Source organism: Candidatus Centipeda massiliensis (genome assembly GCF_900290285.1).
GTDB classification, from domain to species: Bacteria; Bacillota; Negativicutes; order Selenomonadales; family Selenomonadaceae; genus Centipeda; species Centipeda massiliensis.
The window spans coordinates 56,007-74,350 of sequence record NZ_LT985756.1; the positions used below are offsets into that span (position 1 = coordinate 56,007).

Annotated in this window: 14 protein-coding genes and 1 pseudogene; 5 read left to right on the forward strand and 10 right to left on the reverse strand. The window is 55.9% G+C overall.

Translation table 11 applies throughout. The features are described from left to right. Window positions 1-18: 18 nt before the first annotated feature. Entirely contained in the window at window positions 19-1,692 is a 1,674-nt protein-coding gene (locus C8273_RS08745) for a ShlB/FhaC/HecB family hemolysin secretion/activation protein (protein WP_159060754.1), read from the reverse strand. Window positions 1,693-2,228: 536 nt separating this feature from the next. Here C8273_RS08745 and C8273_RS08755 point away from each other — a divergent pair. Next, complete coding sequence (locus tag C8273_RS08755) at window positions 2,229-3,182, forward strand: AEC family transporter (RefSeq protein WP_106627353.1); 954 nt, start codon at window positions 2,229-2,231, stop codon at window positions 3,180-3,182. A gap of 70 nt (window positions 3,183-3,252) precedes the next feature. Here C8273_RS08755 and C8273_RS08760 read toward each other — a convergent pair whose 3' ends face one another. The 6 genes from C8273_RS08760 to gap form a co-directional block, all read right to left on the reverse strand. Then, a complete protein-coding gene (locus tag C8273_RS08760) occupies window positions 3,253-5,337 on the reverse strand; it encodes a methyl-accepting chemotaxis protein (RefSeq protein ID WP_456114842.1) in 2,085 nt (694 codons plus the stop codon). Window positions 5,338-5,628: 291 nt separating this feature from the next. Continuing rightward, window positions 5,629-7,761, reverse strand: coding sequence for a methyl-accepting chemotaxis protein (locus tag C8273_RS08765; RefSeq protein WP_199821059.1), 2,133 nt, complete (start codon window positions 7,759-7,761; stop codon window positions 5,629-5,631). A gap of 235 nt (window positions 7,762-7,996) precedes the next feature. Next, a complete protein-coding gene (gpmI, locus tag C8273_RS08770; RefSeq protein ID WP_106627355.1) occupies window positions 7,997-9,553 on the reverse strand; it encodes a 2,3-bisphosphoglycerate-independent phosphoglycerate mutase in 1,557 nt (518 codons plus the stop codon). A 110-nt stretch (window positions 9,554-9,663) separates the two neighbouring features. Then, window positions 9,664-10,413: a triose-phosphate isomerase gene (gene tpiA / locus C8273_RS08775; protein ID WP_106627356.1), complete on the reverse strand. Its 750-nt coding sequence runs from the start codon at window positions 10,411-10,413 to the stop codon at window positions 9,664-9,666. Window positions 10,414-10,439: 26 nt separating this feature from the next. After that, window positions 10,440-11,633, reverse strand: coding sequence for a phosphoglycerate kinase (locus C8273_RS08780; RefSeq protein ID WP_106627357.1), 1,194 nt, complete (start codon window positions 11,631-11,633; stop codon window positions 10,440-10,442). Window positions 11,634-11,800: 167 nt separating this feature from the next. Then, entirely contained in the window at window positions 11,801-12,814 is a 1,014-nt protein-coding gene (gap, locus tag C8273_RS08785; protein WP_106627358.1) for a type I glyceraldehyde-3-phosphate dehydrogenase, read from the reverse strand. Window positions 12,815-13,037: 223 nt separating this feature from the next. Between gap and C8273_RS08790 the strand changes: the two genes are divergently transcribed. The 4 genes from C8273_RS08790 to C8273_RS12650 all read left to right on the forward strand — a co-directional run bounded on the left by C8273_RS08790 (window position 13,038) and on the right by C8273_RS12650 (window position 15,667). Further along, the gene (locus tag C8273_RS08790; RefSeq protein WP_106627359.1) at window positions 13,038-13,682 is read left to right on the forward strand and encodes a class II aldolase/adducin family protein; all 645 of its coding nucleotides are present in this window, start codon (window positions 13,038-13,040) and stop codon (window positions 13,680-13,682) included. Between the two features lie 105 nt (window positions 13,683-13,787). Continuing rightward, entirely contained in the window at window positions 13,788-14,840 is a 1,053-nt protein-coding gene (mtnA, locus tag C8273_RS08795) for an S-methyl-5-thioribose-1-phosphate isomerase (RefSeq protein WP_106627360.1), read from the forward strand. 40 nt (window positions 14,841-14,880) lie between these two features. Beyond that, entirely contained in the window at window positions 14,881-15,456 is a 576-nt protein-coding gene (locus C8273_RS08800) for a hypothetical protein (protein WP_106627361.1), read from the forward strand. Window positions 15,457-15,478: 22 nt separating this feature from the next. Beyond that, on the forward strand, window positions 15,479-15,667 hold the full coding sequence (locus tag C8273_RS12650) for a hypothetical protein (protein ID WP_159060755.1): 189 nt from the start codon (window positions 15,479-15,481) through the stop codon (window positions 15,665-15,667). A gap of 300 nt (window positions 15,668-15,967) precedes the next feature. Here the strand turns inward: C8273_RS12650 and C8273_RS08810 are convergent. The 3 genes and pseudogenes from C8273_RS08810 to C8273_RS08820 all read right to left on the reverse strand — a co-directional run bounded on the left by C8273_RS08810 (window position 15,968) and on the right by C8273_RS08820 (window position 18,334). Next, a pseudogene (locus tag C8273_RS08810) lies at window positions 15,968-16,864 on the reverse strand (IS3 family transposase). Then, a complete protein-coding gene (locus C8273_RS08815; protein ID WP_106627362.1) occupies window positions 16,864-17,940 on the reverse strand; it encodes an IS30 family transposase in 1,077 nt (358 codons plus the stop codon). The pseudogene C8273_RS08810 and the gene C8273_RS08815 overlap by 1 nt, the downstream one beginning before the upstream one ends. Next, on the reverse strand, window positions 17,900-18,334 hold the full coding sequence (locus C8273_RS08820; RefSeq protein WP_159060756.1) for a P-loop NTPase fold protein: 435 nt from the start codon (window positions 18,332-18,334) through the stop codon (window positions 17,900-17,902). The genes C8273_RS08815 and C8273_RS08820 overlap by 41 nt, the downstream gene beginning before the upstream one ends. Window positions 18,335-18,344: the final 10 nt, after the last annotated feature.

Genomic DNA, 18,344 nt, shown 5'->3' on the forward strand with positions numbered 1-18,344 from the left:
TCTTCCTTTCATCCTTGACTATAGCGTTGCGTTCAGGCTGAAGTGCAGCCGTGCGCCCTTTGTATTCGTATCATTAAGTTGCTTGCGCAGTGGGAATCCGACGGTAAGCTGTGCGTAGACCGGCTCGCTTGCCGCCGTCCGTATGCCCAGCCCCCATGCGGACAGTATATGATCGTCAAACGCGCTGTCCCCGTAGACCGCGCCGCAGTCGTAAAACAGAAATCCGTAGGCACAGCTTTTGGGCAGCATGGGAAAGGCGTACTCGATGCTCGCCGCATAGCCGCTGTCGCCGCCCAAAAAGGACTCCTCGTAGCCGCGCACCGTCTGTGCGCCGCCGATGTAGAACCGCTCCGCGCTTGGAATGTAGTGTGCAAAGGCAACCTGTCCGTCCAGCCGCGCCGTAATCATCTGATTGCCGTGCGTGCGCGTCTGGTAGAAGACGTTCCCCTGATACATGCTGAACCGCGTTTCCTCATGGGCGATGTTCTCACACGCTCCCGCGCGTATGCCGTTCGTCAGGAGGAGTGCGGATTTTCGCCCGTAGAGCGTCTGTGTCACGGAGATGTTATAGCCGTTCGTCCTATCGTCAATCCAGTGATTCCCCGAAAAATCCGTCTGTGCGTGTGTATATCCATAGCCCGCATACAGCTCCGTCTTGCGCGTGCGCGTGACGTAGAGCGGGATGTTGAAGCCGATGTTCACGCCCGTCGAATGTCCGCGCACATTCAGGGGTTCGAGTGGTCCTTTGACAATGCGCGTCGCATTCGCACTGCAGCCGATGCGCATGGTCGAGCCGTCGCGTCCGAGCGGCACCTGATAGCTGCCGAGGAAGGATTTCATCCCGCGCGCATCGAGCGTCATGAGCGTGAGGCGATCACGGCTCTTGGTGAGGCTGCGGTTCGTATAGATGAGTCCGAAGCGCTCGCGCCCCGTCGAGATGCTGCCCATATTGTCCGCATAGAGGGCAAGCGTCTCGCTGCGCGGTTCGGCGATCTCAAGCACATAGTCCGTCGTGCCCTCCTCCTTGCCCGCCGCCATACGCACGCGCAGCGGCGCGTCATAGCTCGCGTTCCAGCGCAGGAGGTTTCGGTTCAATTCGTTGAAGTCCGGGATCTCCCCGCGCTTGATGCCGAGGCGGTATTCGAGGAAGGACTGCGCCGTGCGGCGGTTGCCCTCCACCGTAACCGCGCCCGTGCGCCCCTCGATCAACGTGATGTGCAGGACGCCGCCGCTGATGGTCTGCGGCGCGAGCACGGCACGGCAGGTCAGCCGTCCGCGCGCCTCATACGCCTCGTTGATCCGTGCGACAAGCGTATAGAGATCGCTGATGGTAACATCCTTTTCGAGAAGATCTGCGGCAAAGGCATCCAGTTCCTCCGCCGTGAAAATCGCGCTCCGGTCAAAGGTCACGCCATGCAGAACGAAGTGCAGCGTCCCCTCTTCCTCCGTCTGCGTGACGGGCGGCGTATCCAGCCCCTCCTGCGCCCCCGCATCCAGCCGCTCCTGCTGTTCACGGCGCTGCTGCTCGCGCTCCATGCGGCTGAGCTGTGCGCCCGCATCCTGCCCTGCAACCATATTCGCATCGGGGGGCGGTGCGGCAAGCGCCGCCTGTCCGTCCCCCATAAGACAGCAAAGAGCACCGAGTCCGATGAGAAGACGAACATAATAGGAGTGATTCATTTCCTTTGCCACGATCATTTCCTTCCTTTCGAGACATCTGCGCGTCGGATGATTCTATACGGATTGTATATTGATAGAAAATTTTATTTTTATCTCATCTAAAATATACTATCTAAAAGAATCGTACGCAACAGATTTGCAGAAAGTGATAACATCTTACATGAAAGAGATACGTTGTCCGTCCGGAAGCACATTTGGAATTTTTCTGCTGCAGTTTACAATGCCAGCGACTTGTGCTAGGATGAACAACATCTTCTATCCATCACCGAAAGCGGGGGCATCTTATGGATGAAATCAATGCACGGCTCATCTATCTATTTACCGATCTGACTTCACAGCACGCCTGTTCATCAGTGACCCGATCATACAGAACACGCTCGTTATCTTCGCGAGCGTTCCGGCGGCGATCAATGCCACGCTTGCCGCGCGGCTCTATCATCTCAATGTCGACTGCACCATTGCCGTTTTTCTTGTGACAACGGTGCTATATCTCACCATCCTATTCCCTGTGACATTTTTTCTGTTTCGAATAGAAAGAAGCGTTTCCCATGGACAATTCCAATTTGCGTATCCTCTACCTCTTTACCGATCTGCTCGCGCCGCTCATCGTCGGCTACCTCCTCTATCGGCACGGCAAGATCTCCGATGCCCTCATCAGCCGCATTCTGCGCCTGAACGTCATCATTATCTATACCCTGCTCGCCCTCATGAGCTGCTGGACGCTGCCGATCTCGTGGGATCTCGCCCTCATCCCGATCTATGGGGTGCTCATTGTCCTCTTTCCGGGGCTGATCGGCTGGGCATTCTTCATCCGAAAATATCACAGTCCCCTCGATCGCGGCGCGTATCTCGCGAACGCGATGATGTCCAACATCACCACCCTCGGCGGTGTCTGTGCCTACATCATCTACGGCGAGCAGGGCTTTGCCTACGCGCAGATCATGGGCATCTTTCAGACGCTGCTGCTTGTGCTCGCGGTATTCCCCATAGCGCAGTACTATTACCTCCAACACAAGAATCACGGACGCGGCGGCAAAATCCATATCCGCTTCGCGGACATCTTCCTCTCATGGAATCAGCTCAGTATCCTCGGCATGGCTGTGGGGCTCGCACTCAATGCGGCGGGGGTGGAGCGTCCGCCCGCCGTCGGTACGGCGTTCGAGGGACTGATCCACTTCGGTGCATGGTTCGGAATGCTTCCCGTCGGAGCGCTCGTCAACCTGCACCGCGCGCGGCGCTATGCACCGTACACCCTTGACCTCTTCGCGCTGCGCTTCCTCATCCTGCCCGCATTCATGATGGCAGTCAGCTATCCCTTCGTCCGCGACCCCGTCCTCCTCGGCGCGATTCTCGTCTTCTCCGTCACGCCGGGTGCAATCAACTCCGTCACGGCGGCAAAACTCTATCACCTCAACGTCGACTACACGATCTCCGGCTTCCTCACCACGAGCATCGCGTTCTTCTTTCTCGTCTATCCCGCACTGTTCTTCCTGCTGCGATAGTAAGGCAGCATAAAAGCCCTGCCGCATTCCTGCGGCAGGGCTTTTGTGCTATATTCTCTTGTGTCAACAATCAAACGTGGAAGCGTGATATCTCGTTCTGCAGATCGGTTGCGATCTGGGCAAGGCTCTCGCTCGCCTCGGCGATGTCCCCGAGTGCCTGCGTCTGCGTGTCGACGGCGGCCTCTGACTCATCCGTCGTCACATCGTTCTCTTTTGCCATATCCATCAGCTTCTTGCTGACGGCGGCAATCGCCTTGTTCTTCTCCGTCAGCTTCTCCGCCGATGTGTTCAGCTTCGTCACGACGCTGTTCGCTCCATCAACCGCCTCGGCGATCATCTCAAAGCGACGCTGCGTACGCTCGAGGTTGACGTTACTCTCCTCAACGAGCTTCTTCGAGACCTCCATCGTATCGACTGCCTGCTGGGACTTCATCTTCAGCTCGCCGATGATGCCGTTGATCTCGTCCGTAAAGCCGCGCGACTGCTCCGCGAGCTTGCGGATCTCCTCGGCGACGACCGCGAATCCGCGTCCCGCCTCACCCGCACGCGCCGCCTCGATGGCAGCGTTGAGCGCGAGGAGGTTCGTCTGCTCGGAGATGGACTGAATCATCGCGCTCGCCTCTTCGATGCGCTCCGCACGCTGATTCGTCTCCTCGACCACACGCGAAACCTCCTGTGTGGCATTGGCGGTCTCCGCAGACTTCTTCATGAGGTCGGTAAGGATCTCCGCGCCCTCGGTCTGGCGCTTATGGATGTTCTCCGTCGCCTCGTTCATCTCCGTCATGACCTTGCGGTTGTCATCGAGCATTTCGAGGATTTCATCCGTATGCTTGACCGCGTCCTGCGTGTCCGCAACCTGCACGCGCGCACTCTCGGCGATGTCGTGGATGCCCGCGCGCACCGTCTCCGCCGAGTGCGCCGTGTTCTGCGCCGTCGCCGTCAGCTCCTCACTCGTTGCTGCAACGGACTGGGAGGCGCCGTTGATCTTGCCGATGATCCCGCGCAGACTGTTCGCCATACGTGCAAGAGAGCTGACCATCGCACCGATTTCATCCGTGCGATACTGATGCTCACGCACCTTCGCCCCCTTCCCAGGATCCAGATCGAGATCCGCGAAGCGAGCAAGCGTATCTGACACATCCCCGATGGGAACGATCAGGCGCCGCTGGATAAACGCCGCAAGAGCGATGACGAGCACCACAGTACAGATCACGGCAAGCACGACGGAGAAGATCACCATCTCGCGCGCTGCGCCGGTAAACTTATCCTGATCCGTGATGGAGAAGATTGCCCACGGCGTATCTGTCCCTTGGAAGTGAATGGAATGGAAGACGTAGACCGAGTCCTTCCCCGTCGTCGTCGAATACTGCGCCTTGCTGAACCCAGTCGCCGAATAGATCTCCTTCTTTTCTTCCTCAGTCGACTGCATGATCGTGAACGCATTCTTCATGATCGACTCGGGACTCGTGCCGTGTGCCACGAGATCGCCTTCATTGTCGATGAGAAGATAGGTGTTATCGGATGAGCTTGCCTTTGCAAAGTCCTCCTGAATCTGGCTCACATCAAAATCGAGAGAAAGCGCACCGATGAAATGCCCATCCACGACGATCGGCATACCGATGGAGACGAGCAGAGATTTCTTGCCCGCTACCTCGTCATAGTACGCCTCTGAGAGAACCAGCTTCGATGTGGACTTCGGCTTCTGATACCACGTCGCCGTCTCATAGCCCGTGCAGCCCTCAAACTCTACCGCGTTTCCCTCACGACTCGCATAGGGCATCGTGCGTCCCGTCTCATCCGACAGAGGATCGCCGGCGTGCGCTGCATCCTGACCGTCGAAGGCATTCGGCTCAAAGACTACGCCAACGCCGACAAGGTTGTCATTGGACGCAACCGCATCGGCAAGCATCTCGTTCAGCGCGGCGCGGCTGCGTGCCTCCGGTGGCTGCTGCTTCATATAGGTATAGATGCGCTGACGTACATCCTCGCCCGACTGCTGCACGGACTCATAGCGGCTGACAACCGCCTTTGACCGCCCCTCAAGCTCGTTGTACTGTGCGCGTGTGCCCATCTCAAGCAGTTCATCATAAGCACGATAGCCAACGAACGACATCAGAATCGTCACCATGACGACCACGCCCACAAGCGTAATCATATTGAGTTGGAATCCGATCCCCCGTCCCCGTTTCTGCCCTTGTTCCTGCAAAACATCCTCTCCTTTCCCGTGCGCGTTTGATGCCATGTATCCTATCCCACAAATCGCGCACACAAAGACAACAGCCCGACTGTCGCTGTAAATAGATTCATATTTAATGGTATATTATTCGCCGCAAACGGCTCTTCTCCTGCCGCAGGAAAATATTATTTCCATGGTCAATACAGAAAAAGGGAATGCAGGTGAAGTCAATGGGCTCCACCTGTATTCCCACTCCATTCTTCGCGTCTATTAAACGCGGAAGCGTGCGACCTCATTCTGCAGATCGGTTGCGATCTGGGCAAGGCTCTCGCTCGCCTCGGCGATGTCCGCGAGTGCCTGTGTCTGCGTATCGACGGCGGCTTCCGCCTCGTCCGTCGTCGCATCGTTCTCCTTTGCCATATCCATCAGCTTGTTGCTGACGGCAGCGATTGCCTTGTTCTTCTCCGTCAGCTTCTCGGAGGATTCGTTCAGCTTCGTCACAACGCTGTTCGCCCCTTCGACCGCCTTGGCGATCATCTCAAAGCGACGCTGCGTCCGCTCGAGGTTGACGTTGCTCTCCTCGACAAGCTTCTTGGAGACCTCCATCGTATCGACCGCCTGCTGCGACTTCGTCTTGAGCTCGCCGATGATGCCGTTGATCTCATCCGTAAAGCCGCGCGACTGCTCGGCAAGCTTGCGGATCTCCTCGGCGACAACGGCGAATCCACGTCCCGCCTCGCCCGCACGCGCCGCCTCGATGGCAGCGTTGAGTGCGAGGAGGTTCGTCTGCTCGGAGATGGACTGAATCATCGCGCTCGCCTCTTCGATGCGCTCCGCACGCTCATTCGTCTCCTCGACCACACGCGAGACCTCCTGTGTGGCATTGGCAGTCTCGGCGGACTTCTTCATAAGGTCGGCGAGGATCTCCGCGCCCTCGGTCTGGCGCTTTTGGATATTCGCCGTCGCCTCGTTCATCTCGTCCATGACCTTGCGGTTGTCATCGAGCAGATGGAGAATCTCGTCTGTATGATTGACAGCATCCTGCGTGTCCGCAACCTGCACGCGTGCACTCTCGGCGATGTCGTGGATGCCCTTGCGCACCGTCTCCGCCGAGTGCGCCGTGTTCTGCGCCGTCGCCGTCAGCTCCTCACTCGTTGCCGCAACAGACTGGGAGACACCGTTGATCTTGCCGATGATCTCGCGCAGACTGTTCGCCATGCGCCCGAGTGAGCGAACCATCGCACCGATCTCATCAGCACGATCCAGATAGATCGCTGCATGCTTTCCCTTCTCGTGATCCAGATCGAGATCGGAAAAACGCGTCAAAATCCCCGTCACATCCCCAATGGGAACGATCAGGCGCCGCTGAATGAACATTGCGAGTGCGATGACGAGCACCACGCTACAGATCACGGCAAGGACGACGGAGAAGATTACCATCTCGCGTGCCGTACCGACAAATTTATCCTTGTCCGTGATGGAGAAGATCGCCCACGGCGTATCAATGCCGTCGTAGTAGAGCGCGTAGAAGACGTAGACCGACTCCTTGCCCGTGGTCGGCGACACATTCGTCAGGCTGTACGGACCGTCCGTGAAGATCTCCTTCTTATCCTGCTCCGTCGAACCCATCAGCTGGAACGCGTCCTTCATGATGGAGTCGGGACTCGTCCCATGCGCCACGAGGCGTCCCGCATTATCAATCATGAGGTAGATGTTGTCGGGCGTACTCGCCTTCTCGAAGTCCTTCTGGATCTGCTCCATGTCAAAGTCAAGGGAGATCGCACCGACAAAGTGTCCATCCTGGATCAGAGGAACGGCGAGCGACACCACGAGAGTCTTCTCTCCGCCAATCTCCTCATAGTATGGATTCGTCAGCGTAAGCTTCGACGTACGCTTTGGCTCCGTATACCATGCCGAAGACTCGTAGTCCGTGCTCGGCTCGAACTCTATACCGCTGCCCTCACGACTCACGTAGGAAATCATGCGTCCTGTGCTGTCCGAGAGCGGGTCACTCGTATGTGCGGCGTCGTTGCCGTCAAAGGCATTCGGTTCAAAGACCACCCCCACGCCCACAAGGTTACTGTTGGACTGAATCAGATCCGCAAGGTTCTTGTTCAGTGCCTCACGGCTGCGTGCCTCCGGCGGTGCCTGCATCATCGTGTAGATGCGCTGACGCAGCCCCTCCCCCGACTGTTTGACCGAGGCATAGCGGTTGATCACCGGACGGATCTTGTCCCCCAGCTCGTTGTACTTCGCCTGCGTCCCCACGGTGAGGAGTTCATCGTACGCGCGGTAGCCGACGAATGAAACGAGGATCGTCACCATCACGACAATCCCGACGAGCGTGATCGCGTTCAGCTGAAAGCCGATACCCCTTCCCTTCTTTTGCCCTTGTTCCTGCAAAATATTCTCTCCTTTCCCCCATGCGCGGCGGCTCCTGTCAGGGGCATGTTCAATCCCCGCGCACACAAAGGCGACAGATCAGCTGTCACCAGATAAACATACTGCATACGTTTTTATTCGCCGTTCCCCCTTTTTTTCCTTCTCTCATTAAATTTTTCCAACAAAACGGGGGCTGCTGCACGAAGCGAAAACGTCATGCAGCAGCCCCCAATCTATCTGACTGTCTGACTTCTTTTTACGCAAGCGTTACGAGCGGCTTGCCCGTCATTTCCTTCGGAATCGGCAGACCTGCGAGCGTCAGAAGCGTCGGCGCGATGTCGCAGAGCGCGCCCGTGTGCACTTCCTTCACGCGGTCAGAGACCACGATGAACGGCACGGGGTTCGTCGTGTGTTTCGTGAACGGCTGGTTCGTCTCGTAGTCCCACATCTTGTCCGCGTTGCCGTGATCCGCCGTGATGCAGACCTCGCCGCCGACCTCGTGGATGGCATCGACGAAGCGCCCGACGCAGGTGTCGACGGTCTCAACAGCCTTCACAACCGCAGGGACAACCCCCGTATGCCCGACCATGTCGCAATTCGCATAGTTGAGGATGATGAAGTCGTACTTCTTCGACTTGATCGCCTCGACCACCTTGTCCGTGACCTCAATCGCGCTCATCTCGGGCTGCAGATCGTAGGTCGCAACCTTCGGGGAGTGCACGAGGATGCGATCCTCGCCCTTGTACGGCTCCTCGACGCCGCCGTTGAAAAAGAATGTGACGTGTGCGTACTTCTCCGTCTCGGCGATGCGCAGCTGCGTGTAGCCGAGATCCTGCACGTACTGACCGAACGTGTTGTCGATCTCCTCGGGTGGGAACGCCACGAGCGCGTTCATCCCCGCCTCGTACTGCGAAAACGTCGCAAATGGGATCTTCAGCGACTCGTCACGCTGGAAGCCGTCAAACTTCTCATCGACGAATGCGTGTGTGAGCTGGCGCGCACGGTCAGGACGGAAGTTGTAGAAGATCGCCCCGTCGCCGTTCTTCATGCCGGGATATCCCTCGACCACGAACGGGACGACGAACTCATCCGTCACGCCCTCGGGCTTCTCGCTCGTATCGGCGTATGAGGCAAGCACGCCGTCGACCGCCGTCTTTGCCGTCGACTTCGCCTTTGCGTGCGCAATCGCCTCGTAGGCGAGCTGCTCGCGCTCCCAGCGGTGGTCGCGATCCATCGCATAGTAGCGGCCGCTGACCGTTGCGATCTTGCCGACACCGATCTCCGCCGCCTTTTTCTCGACCGCCGCAAGATACTCCGTCGCGCTCTTGGGCGGCACGTCGCGCCCATCGAGGAATGCGTGGATCCAGACCTCGGTCAGCCCCTCGCGCTTCGCGAGTTCGAGCACGCCGAAGAGGTGATCGTCATGGCTGTGCACGCCGCCCGGCGAGACCAGTCCCATGACGTGCAGGGCGGCGCCGCGCTCCTTCACGCCGCGTACAATCGTGAGCAGCGCCTCGTTCTTGAAGAAGTCGCCGTTCTTGATATCGCGCGTGATGCGCGTGAGCTGCTGATAGACAATGCGCCCTGCGCCGATGTTTGTGTGACCGACCTCGGAGTTGCCCATCTGCCCGTGCGGCAGTCCGACGTACTCGCCGGAGGCGTTGATCTGATTGTATTTGTATTTTTTCTTCAGCCCGTCGATGACTGGCGTATTCGCCATGGCGATGGCGTTGTATTTCATATCATTCGGGTCGCCGTTGCCGAAGCCATCCATGATGATGAGTGCCACAGGGGCGTTCTTAAGCTTTGCCATAATATTTGATTCTTTCTAAGAGCTTTCGCTCAATACTCAGGAGGCGCAGATTCTCTGCCTCTGCAAAGAATCCGCGCCAACCTAAGTTCATTTATGTATCTTGGGGAAAATCAGAAGTTGACAATCGCCGCGAAATCCTTCGCCTTGAGTGCTGCGCCGCCAACGAGTGCACCGTCGACGTTCGGCTTCTCCATGAGCCCCGCAATCGTCGCCGGCTTGACGCTGCCGCCGTACTGGATGCGTACGCCCTCGGCTGCTGCTGCGCCGTACTTCGCCTCGATGGTCTTGCGGATGTGTGCACAGACCTCCTCTGCCTGATCGAATGTCGCGGTCTTGCCCGTGCCAATCGCCCAGATCGGCTCATAAGCAATGACGAGCTTCGCCACGTCCGACGCCGCAAAGCCCGCGAGCGCCGCCTCAATCTGATACGCAACGTAGGCGAGATATGTGCCCGCTTCGCGGATCTCAAGCGACTCACCGCAGCAGATGATCGGTGTGATGCCCGCTGCATACGCCGCATGAGCGCGCTTGTTCACGCCCTCGTTCGTCTCGCCGAAGTAGTCGCGGCGCTCGCTGTGGCCGAGCACGCAGTAGGAGACGCCAAGCTCCGTCAGCATATCCGTCGAGATCTCGCCCGTGTAGGCTCCGCTCTTCTCCCAGTGCACGTTCTGTGCGCCGACGGCAATGTTCGAGCCCTTGACCGCCTCGGTCACGCCCGCAAGTGCCGTCGCCGTCGGGCAGACGACGACCGTCGCCTTTGCATCCTTGACGAGTGGCGCGAGTTCCTTGACGAGCGCGACACCCGCCGCGACCGTGTTGTTCATCTTCCAGTTGCCTGCAATAATCGGTGTTCTTGCCATATATATGTTCTCCTCTATCGTTCTTTTTACTCGTCCGCGAGTGCCGCGATGCCCGGCAGCACCTTGCCCTCAAGCAGTTCAAGCGTCGCACCGCCGCCCGTCGAGATGTGCGAGATCTTCTCGGACAGCCCCGTCTTCTTCAGCGCCGCGATGGAGTCGCCGCCGCCGACAATCGAGACCGCACCTTCCTTCGTCGCCTGTGCAACCGCACGCGCAACCGCCTCTGTGCCCTTTGCAAACGCGTCGAACTCGAACACTCCCATCGGACCGTTCCAGATCACCGTCTTTGCACCCTTGAGAGCATTCACATACTCCTCGGAGGTCTTCGGACCGCTGTCAAGCGCCTGCCAGCCATCGGGAACCTTGTCCACATCGACGATCTTCGTATTCGCGTCCGCCGCAAACTTGTCCGCGATGACGAGATCGACGGGCAGGACGACCTTCACGCCCTTCTTTGCTGCCTTTTCGAGCAGCTCCTTCGCGAGGTCGATCTTGTCGCGCTCGCAGAGGGAGTCGCCGACGGCGTAGCCCTTCGACGCGTCAAAGGTGTGCGCCATGCCGCCGCCGATGATGATCGTGTCCACCTTGTCGATCATGTTCTCGATCACGCCGATCTTGTCCGAAACCTTTGCGCCGCCGATGATGGCGACAAACGGACGCTTCGGACTCTCAAGCGTCTTGCCGATGTAGTTGATCTCCTTCTCCATGAGGAAGCCCGCGACCGTCTCAAGATATTTCGTAATCCCGACGTTCGAGGCATGGGCACGATGTGCGACACCGAACGCATCGTCCACCGCGATATCCGCGAGCGATGCAAGCTGCTTTGCAAACTCCGGATCGTTCTTCTTCTCCGCCTTGTGATAGCGCAGATTCTCAAGGAGCAGCACCTCACCCGGCTTCAGATCGGCAGCAGCCTTCTCCGCCTCGGGGCCCACGCAGTCCGATGCCCACTTTACCGGCTGACCGAGGCACTCCTCCAGACGCGCCACAATCGGACGCGTCGAGAACTGCGGCTCCCGCGCCTCCGTCGGACGGCCAACATGGCACGCGAGGATGACCGCAGCGCCCGCATTCAGGAGGTGCTGAATCGTCGGGAGCGTCGCACGGATGCGCGTGTCATTCGTGATGTGCTGGTTCTCGTCCATCGGCACGTTGAAGTCCACACGGACGAATACCTTTTTCCCGTGCGGATCAATGTGCATCATTGTCTTTTTGTTCATATTGTCCCCTCCAGAAGGGAATCGCTGAACGGATCAGCGCTTCCCTAATAAAAACGAGGTTCGGCCCAAACGTCGGCCGGACCTCGTGAAAGATCGTATGCACACGGTAACCGAATCAGAGCGCTAGCAACTCCGATCCGTGTCCCGTATATCTCTGTTTACTTGTCTCAGCCGAGCTCCGCGAAGTACTTGATCGTGCGAACCATCTGGCTCGTGTAGCTGTTCTCGTTGTCGTACCAGGAGACCACCTGGACGAGCGTGTTGCCGTCGCCCGTGTCGCTGACCATCGTCTGCGTCGCGTCGAAGATCGAGCCGTACGTCGTGCCGATGATGTCGCTGGAGACGATCTCGTCCGTGTTGTACCCGAACGACTCCGTCGCTTCCTTCTTCATCTGTTCGTTGACCTGATCGACCGTGACCTTGCCCTCGACCACTGCATAGAGGAGCGTCGTGGAACCCGTCGGGGTTGGAACACGCTGCGCCGAGCCGATGAGCTTGCCGTTCAGCTCGGGGATGACGAGACCAATCGCCTTTGCAGCGCCCGTCGAGTTCGGAACGATGTTGATCGCTGCGGCGCGGCTGCGGCGCAGATCGCCCTTGCGCTGCGGACCGTCAAGTACCATCTGGTCGCCCGTGTAGGCGTGGATCGTCGTCATGATGCCGCTCTTGATCGGAGCGAGATCGTTGAGTGCCTTTGCCATCGGTGCAAGGCAGTTCGTCGTGCAGGATGCCGCCGAGATGACCTTGTCTTCCTTCGTCAGCGTCTTGTGGTTGACGTTGAACACAACCGTCGGAAGATCTTTGCCCGCAGGAGCGGAGATGACGACCTTCTTTGCGCCCGCCTTCAGATGCGCCTCAGCCTTTGCCTTTGCCGTGTAGAAACCCGTGCACTCAAGCACAACATCGACATCGTGCTTGCCCCAAGGGATCTGCGCAGCATCTGCCTGGGCATAGATGTTGATCTTCTTGCCGTTGACCGTGATGGAGTCCTCGCCGGCCTCAACCGAATCCGCATACTTATAACGACCCTGCGTGGAGTCATACTTCAGGAGATGAGCGAGCATCTTCGGGCTCGTCAGATCGTTGATCGCAACGACCTCATAACCGGGCGCATCAAACATCTGACGGAAGGCGAGACGACCGATACGGCCAAAACCATTGATAGCAACTTTTACTGCCATTGAAATACCCCCTGTTGAGTCCCAAAACATTAGCACCGCGAACCTTTTGTCGCCGCGCTCTTCATACGATTTATATTATAAACCATTCCCAATAAAAGTCAAACTTTTTATCTTTCATCGGGCATTTTTCCTACAATAATTTTATCTTAAATACAAAAACTCCTTGCCATACCGCGTAAATCTTCGGTAAAATACGAGTATACGCGCAGCAAGGAGGAACATCATGCTCGAAGAAATCAAAGAAGACGTGCGCCGCCATGCACTTGAAGCGGATCGCGCGGGACTGTGCCGCCACCGCTCCGGAAATTTCAGTGTGCGCGACACAGTGAGCGGTCTTATATGTATCACGCCGACGGCGATGGATCGCGCGGAGATGACCGCAGAGGATATCGTCGTCATCGATATGGACGGTCATACGATTGAATCACTGCATGATCGAAAACCGACCAGTGAACTCATGATGCACACGGCAATCTATCGGAGCCGCAGCGACGTTCTTGCCGTCGCGCATACACATTCGCGCGCGGCGACCGCATTCGCCGTCATGAACAAAAAGATCCCCGCCATCGTCTACGAGCTTTCCATCCTCGGCTGCAAAGAGGGCTATGTCCCCGTCGCTCCATACGGCCGCCCCGGCACACGCGCAGCCGCCGAAAACGTCCTCGCGCCCCTCGCCCTCTCCGACGTGGCTCTCATGCAGGCACACGGCGTTGTCGCCGTCGCGGAGAGCCTCAAGGAAGCCCTGCTCAAGGCAAGCTACGTCGAAGAACTCGCCGACATCTACTACCGCTGCCTCACCGTTCTCGGACGCGAACCCGAGACAATCCCGGCGGACGAGCTGGCAAAGTGGAAATATCCGGCGGTTTAGCAACAGCAGCTTTCCCGCCGCTTTTCTTAGCCTCCCCCGTATGACGGGGGAGGGGGACCGCTTGCGGTTGTGGGGGCACATCTATTTTAGAAAAAGAGGCTCACAATGAACACCAACATCCTCGACATGGAAACCCTCACCCTCGACGAAGAGGCGCGCGCCCTCGTCATCATCGACCAGACCAAACTCCCGAACCGCGCCGAATACCTCCATCTCAAAACGCAGGGCGAGATCTGGACGGCAATCCGCGACCTCCAAGTGCGCGGTGCCCCTGCCATCGGTGACGCCGCCGCCATCGGCATCTACCTCGCCGCACTTGAGATCGACACCAACGACTACAACGATTTTTCACGTCGCTTCCACGCAGCCGCCGACTTCCTCAACTCCTCCCGCCCCACCGCCGTCAACCTCTCATGGGCGCTGAACCGCATGGAGAGTATCGTCAAGAACAACCACGGGAAATCCATCCCCGAGATCCGCACACTCCTACGTGACGAAGCTCTGCGCATCAAGCAGGAGGACATCGACATCTGCAAAAAAATAGGCGAGCACGCGCTCACCCTCGTAAAGCCCGGATATGGACTCCTCACCCACTGCAACGCCGGACAGCTTGCCACCGCCAAATACGGCACCGCAACCGCCGTCATGTACCTCGGACACAAAAAAGGCTACAACTTCAAAATCTACGCCGACGAAACGCGCCCCCTCCTGCAGGGCGCACGTCTCACCGCCTACGAACTCAGCGCCGCCGGCATGGACGTCACCCTAATATGCGACAACATGGCGGCCACCGTCATGAAAAACGGCTGGATCGACGCCGTATTCGTCGGCTGTGACCGCGTCGCCGCCAACGGCGACGTCGCCAACAAGATCGGCACCTCCGGAGTCGCCATCCTCGCCAAACATTACGGCATCCCCTTCTACGTCTGTGCCCCCACCTCCACCATCGACCTCTCCACCCCAACAGGCGCCGACATCCACATCGAACAGCGCCCCGCAAAGGAAGTCACCGAAATGTGGTACAGCGAGCGCATGGCGCCCGAGGGTGTGAAGGTTTATAATCCCGCGTTTGATGTTACGGAGCATGAACTGATTACGGCGATTGTGACGGAGGAGGGGATAGCAAGTTTTCACCCCAAACAGGATCTAACGATATAATTATTTGATATATTCACAAAGGGAGGTAACGTACAGTATTATGACAAAAGAACAATTCATCTATAAAAACCATATCGAAAAACAAGTAATCGATGCACAGGAAGCCACAGCTACAACCATACTAAATATGACAATCAAAGAATATGATTACGAGACGACGAGAGCGCGATCTTTTGATACACGAAGCGGCATATTTATTGGTTTCATTGGAACAATTTTAGTATTCCTTATGTCACAAATCACAGTCTTTCAGATAGAACTCACCGCAACACTCCCCTTTGGAGAGGCTATACTCATCGTATTATCTGGTGTATCACTCTTTCTGGCGGTAACAGGTTTTCTTACAGCGATTCATTTTTTTATAAAAACAATTTCTGTCGCCAAGTATAAACGTCTTCCAATAGATATTTCAAAGGAATTTTACCAAAAAAAGAACACATACATCATGCAGAATTATGTCAATCTGCTTTCAAATGCCTGTCATATATATCGTGAATCAAACGAACTAAAAGCCCTGCACTTTAATTATGGGTGTCGTTTATCCTACGGAAGCGTTATAGCCACAGTCATATCATATGTTTTTACACTAGTCAAACTTCTATTCTTTGGTGTATAATACATGAAAAGGAGGTGATTCTATGGATTTCGAAAAACAGCCGGATGATTTTGCACTATCTTTTCAACAAGTAACTCAGGATCTTCCCCCTCATCAAGTAGATATACCCGGTGCATCAACAACTGCCCCATCTACCACAAGCATTTACTCCTCGTCAGAACTTCAATTAAGGTCTGTTAACGAGGACTGGCATGAAACCAGCGAAAAATAACCTTGTAGGGGGCTGTTACACGAAGTCATTTCCCCAAAAACGTAGCAAAAAAAGTAAGACCTAATCATGACCACCCGTCAAACGGGTGGTTTGCACGCCCCTATAAGGGGATAATACCGGCCAGCGTCTAAAGGCGCTGGCTTTCACTTTGTTCAAGCCTTATTGCCCTTGACTCGTCACTGCCCTTAAAAGGGCGGTGGTACTACCTGCTCCCCTTAAAAGGGTCTTCGTACTCTTTCACGCTGAGTTTATTGATATTGTCAAGAACAGTTGACAAATTTCTCACAAGGAAACGAATGCTTAAGCAGTCGCGGCAATGGAGTCATAGAACTGTCGACGCTTCACCATCGGAGGAAGCCCACCGTTTGTTGAACAAATTCGGCGGTTGTTCCAATAGCTCATGAAGTATCACCAAACCAGAACCTTCAACTCTTCCGTTGTCATTTTCTTTGTGTCATAGCGTCCATAGAGAAGCTCCGATTTCATGCGTGCCCACATGCTCTCACAACGCGCGTTATCATGACAGCGTCCACCGGCACTGTTCATACTTTGACGGATTCCATAGTGTTGGATTGCCTCCCGATACAGCTGACTCGTGTACTGGCTGCCGCGATCCGAGTGCAGGATTGCTCCCCTGAGCATCGGGTAGGAAATCATGGCGTTATCAAGCATCTGCACACACAGAGAAGCCCTCATATTCGTATCCACAGAAAGTCCGAGCACGCCGGCGTCATAGCAGTCAAAGAGTGCTGAAATATAGAGTTTTCCGTCACACGCTGGAATCTCTGTCAGGTCAGTGACACACTTGGAAAGCGGTGTGTCGGCATGAAAATCACGGTGCAGGAGATCCTCCGACATCTGTGCCTGCCGATCTACTTTTGTGATACCGTTCGGCTTATGATTGGGACGATGACTCAAGCCGATCTCTTCCATAATGCGGTAAACGGTGCGTTCACTCGGAACATGGATGCCTTCTGGCTGCTTGATCTTGAGTGCCTGATACATGCGGATTCTTCCGTAGGTATCGTTGCATTCATCCTCTGCATGGATCTGCATCATGGCATCGGCAAGTTCCTGATATTTCCAGGGGCGGTCTTTGCTCACCAGATACTGATAAAATCCCTGTCTTGTGACATGGAGCAGTCTGCAATAAAAACTGATCGTGAATTGCAAGAGCAAGTTGAACAGCAAGTTAATTAAGAAACATTTTCAATAGTGTATACTTCATCCAAGAAAGTGCTAAACAGTTCTGCCGGTGTTTGATAGCCGAGAGTTCGACGAGGGCGGCTGTTTATCTCATCCGCTATGTTCAGGATGTCCTCGTCACTGTATCCGTCGATGTCCGTTCCTTTTGGGATATATTGGCGGAGGATGCCGTTGTGACGCTCGTTCTGCGGGCGTTCCCATGAGCTGTAGGGGTGAGCGAAGTACACCTTCGTGCCGAGGCTCTCAAGCTGCGTGAACGTCTCGAACTCTGTCCCGTTGTCAACGGTAATCGTCTTGAACACCTGGCTGAAACGTGCCTCTCCATATTCCGCTTTCAAATGAGCGATGGCTTCTTCGATACCGGCACACGTGCGCCCCGAAATGCGGATTGCGATGTAGTCCTGTGTCACCTTTTCCACAGCGGTAAATACGGCTGCGCCGCGTCCTTTCCGCGACCCGACAACGGTGTCGGCTTCCCAGTGTCCGATTTCCGTGCCTTCGTCCACAAGGGCAGGTCGATCCTCTATGCTGCGCCCTTTCAGGCGCTTGTTCTTGCGGTTTTGCAAGCGCTTGCGCTTGCGCCCGAGCGCTTGCGGGACATCGAACAGCGTCAGCGGAATCCTGCCCGCCCACAGCATATTGTAAAGCGTCTTGGTGCATGGGATGCCTTCCTCGTCGAACCGTTTGTTCGCCCTGGCATCCCCGACGCACATATCGATCGACCACTTGTCCTTGCGTATTTTTTCGGTCATCCAACGCAGGAATGGCGCACAGACCTCGCCGTCAACCTTGTATGGTCGTTTGGAGTTCTTTCTATGCGCGAGGTAAGCCTGCTGCCCTCGTTTTGCCGTATATTGCGGAGACCGCCCGCGAGCAGATCGGCGTTCAGGCGTCCCACGTGTAATCTCATAGTGGATCGTTGTATGCGAGCATCCAATCCGTGCGGCTATGGCGCGAAGCGAGAATCCCTCACGGTGAAGTGCCTGTATTTGCCCTCTTTCATCAAGGGTAAGGTGCTTTCCCGATTTACGAATGGCCTCCGTTGTGGTAGAATGGGGGTAATCCATAGTGATTGCTCCTTTGCTGATGTTTTGTTGCAGAACCATTATAGCACGGGACGTCACTATGGATTTTGTTTTTGTTTAGCTGTTCAACTTGCTCTTGCAATTCACGTAATACATTAAAAGCAACGGCAAAGTATTCCTGTTTTTCTACATCACCAATTATAGGATGTGCAGCCTCAAACAGCCTTGCATCGATATCAACGCTGTTTTGCACGCCAAACAAACTAATGTACCATGCTAATTTAGGAGTTTCCTTATTTTGCTCTTTCAATAGATTTTGTACAAAGTAGGTTTTTCCACATCCCCACGCTCCTGTCAATAGAATCGCATATTCAGGATTAGAATCCCATTCATCAATATAGGAAAGACACCTTTCACGTATACTTTTCGCATCCATCTTGCTGCTC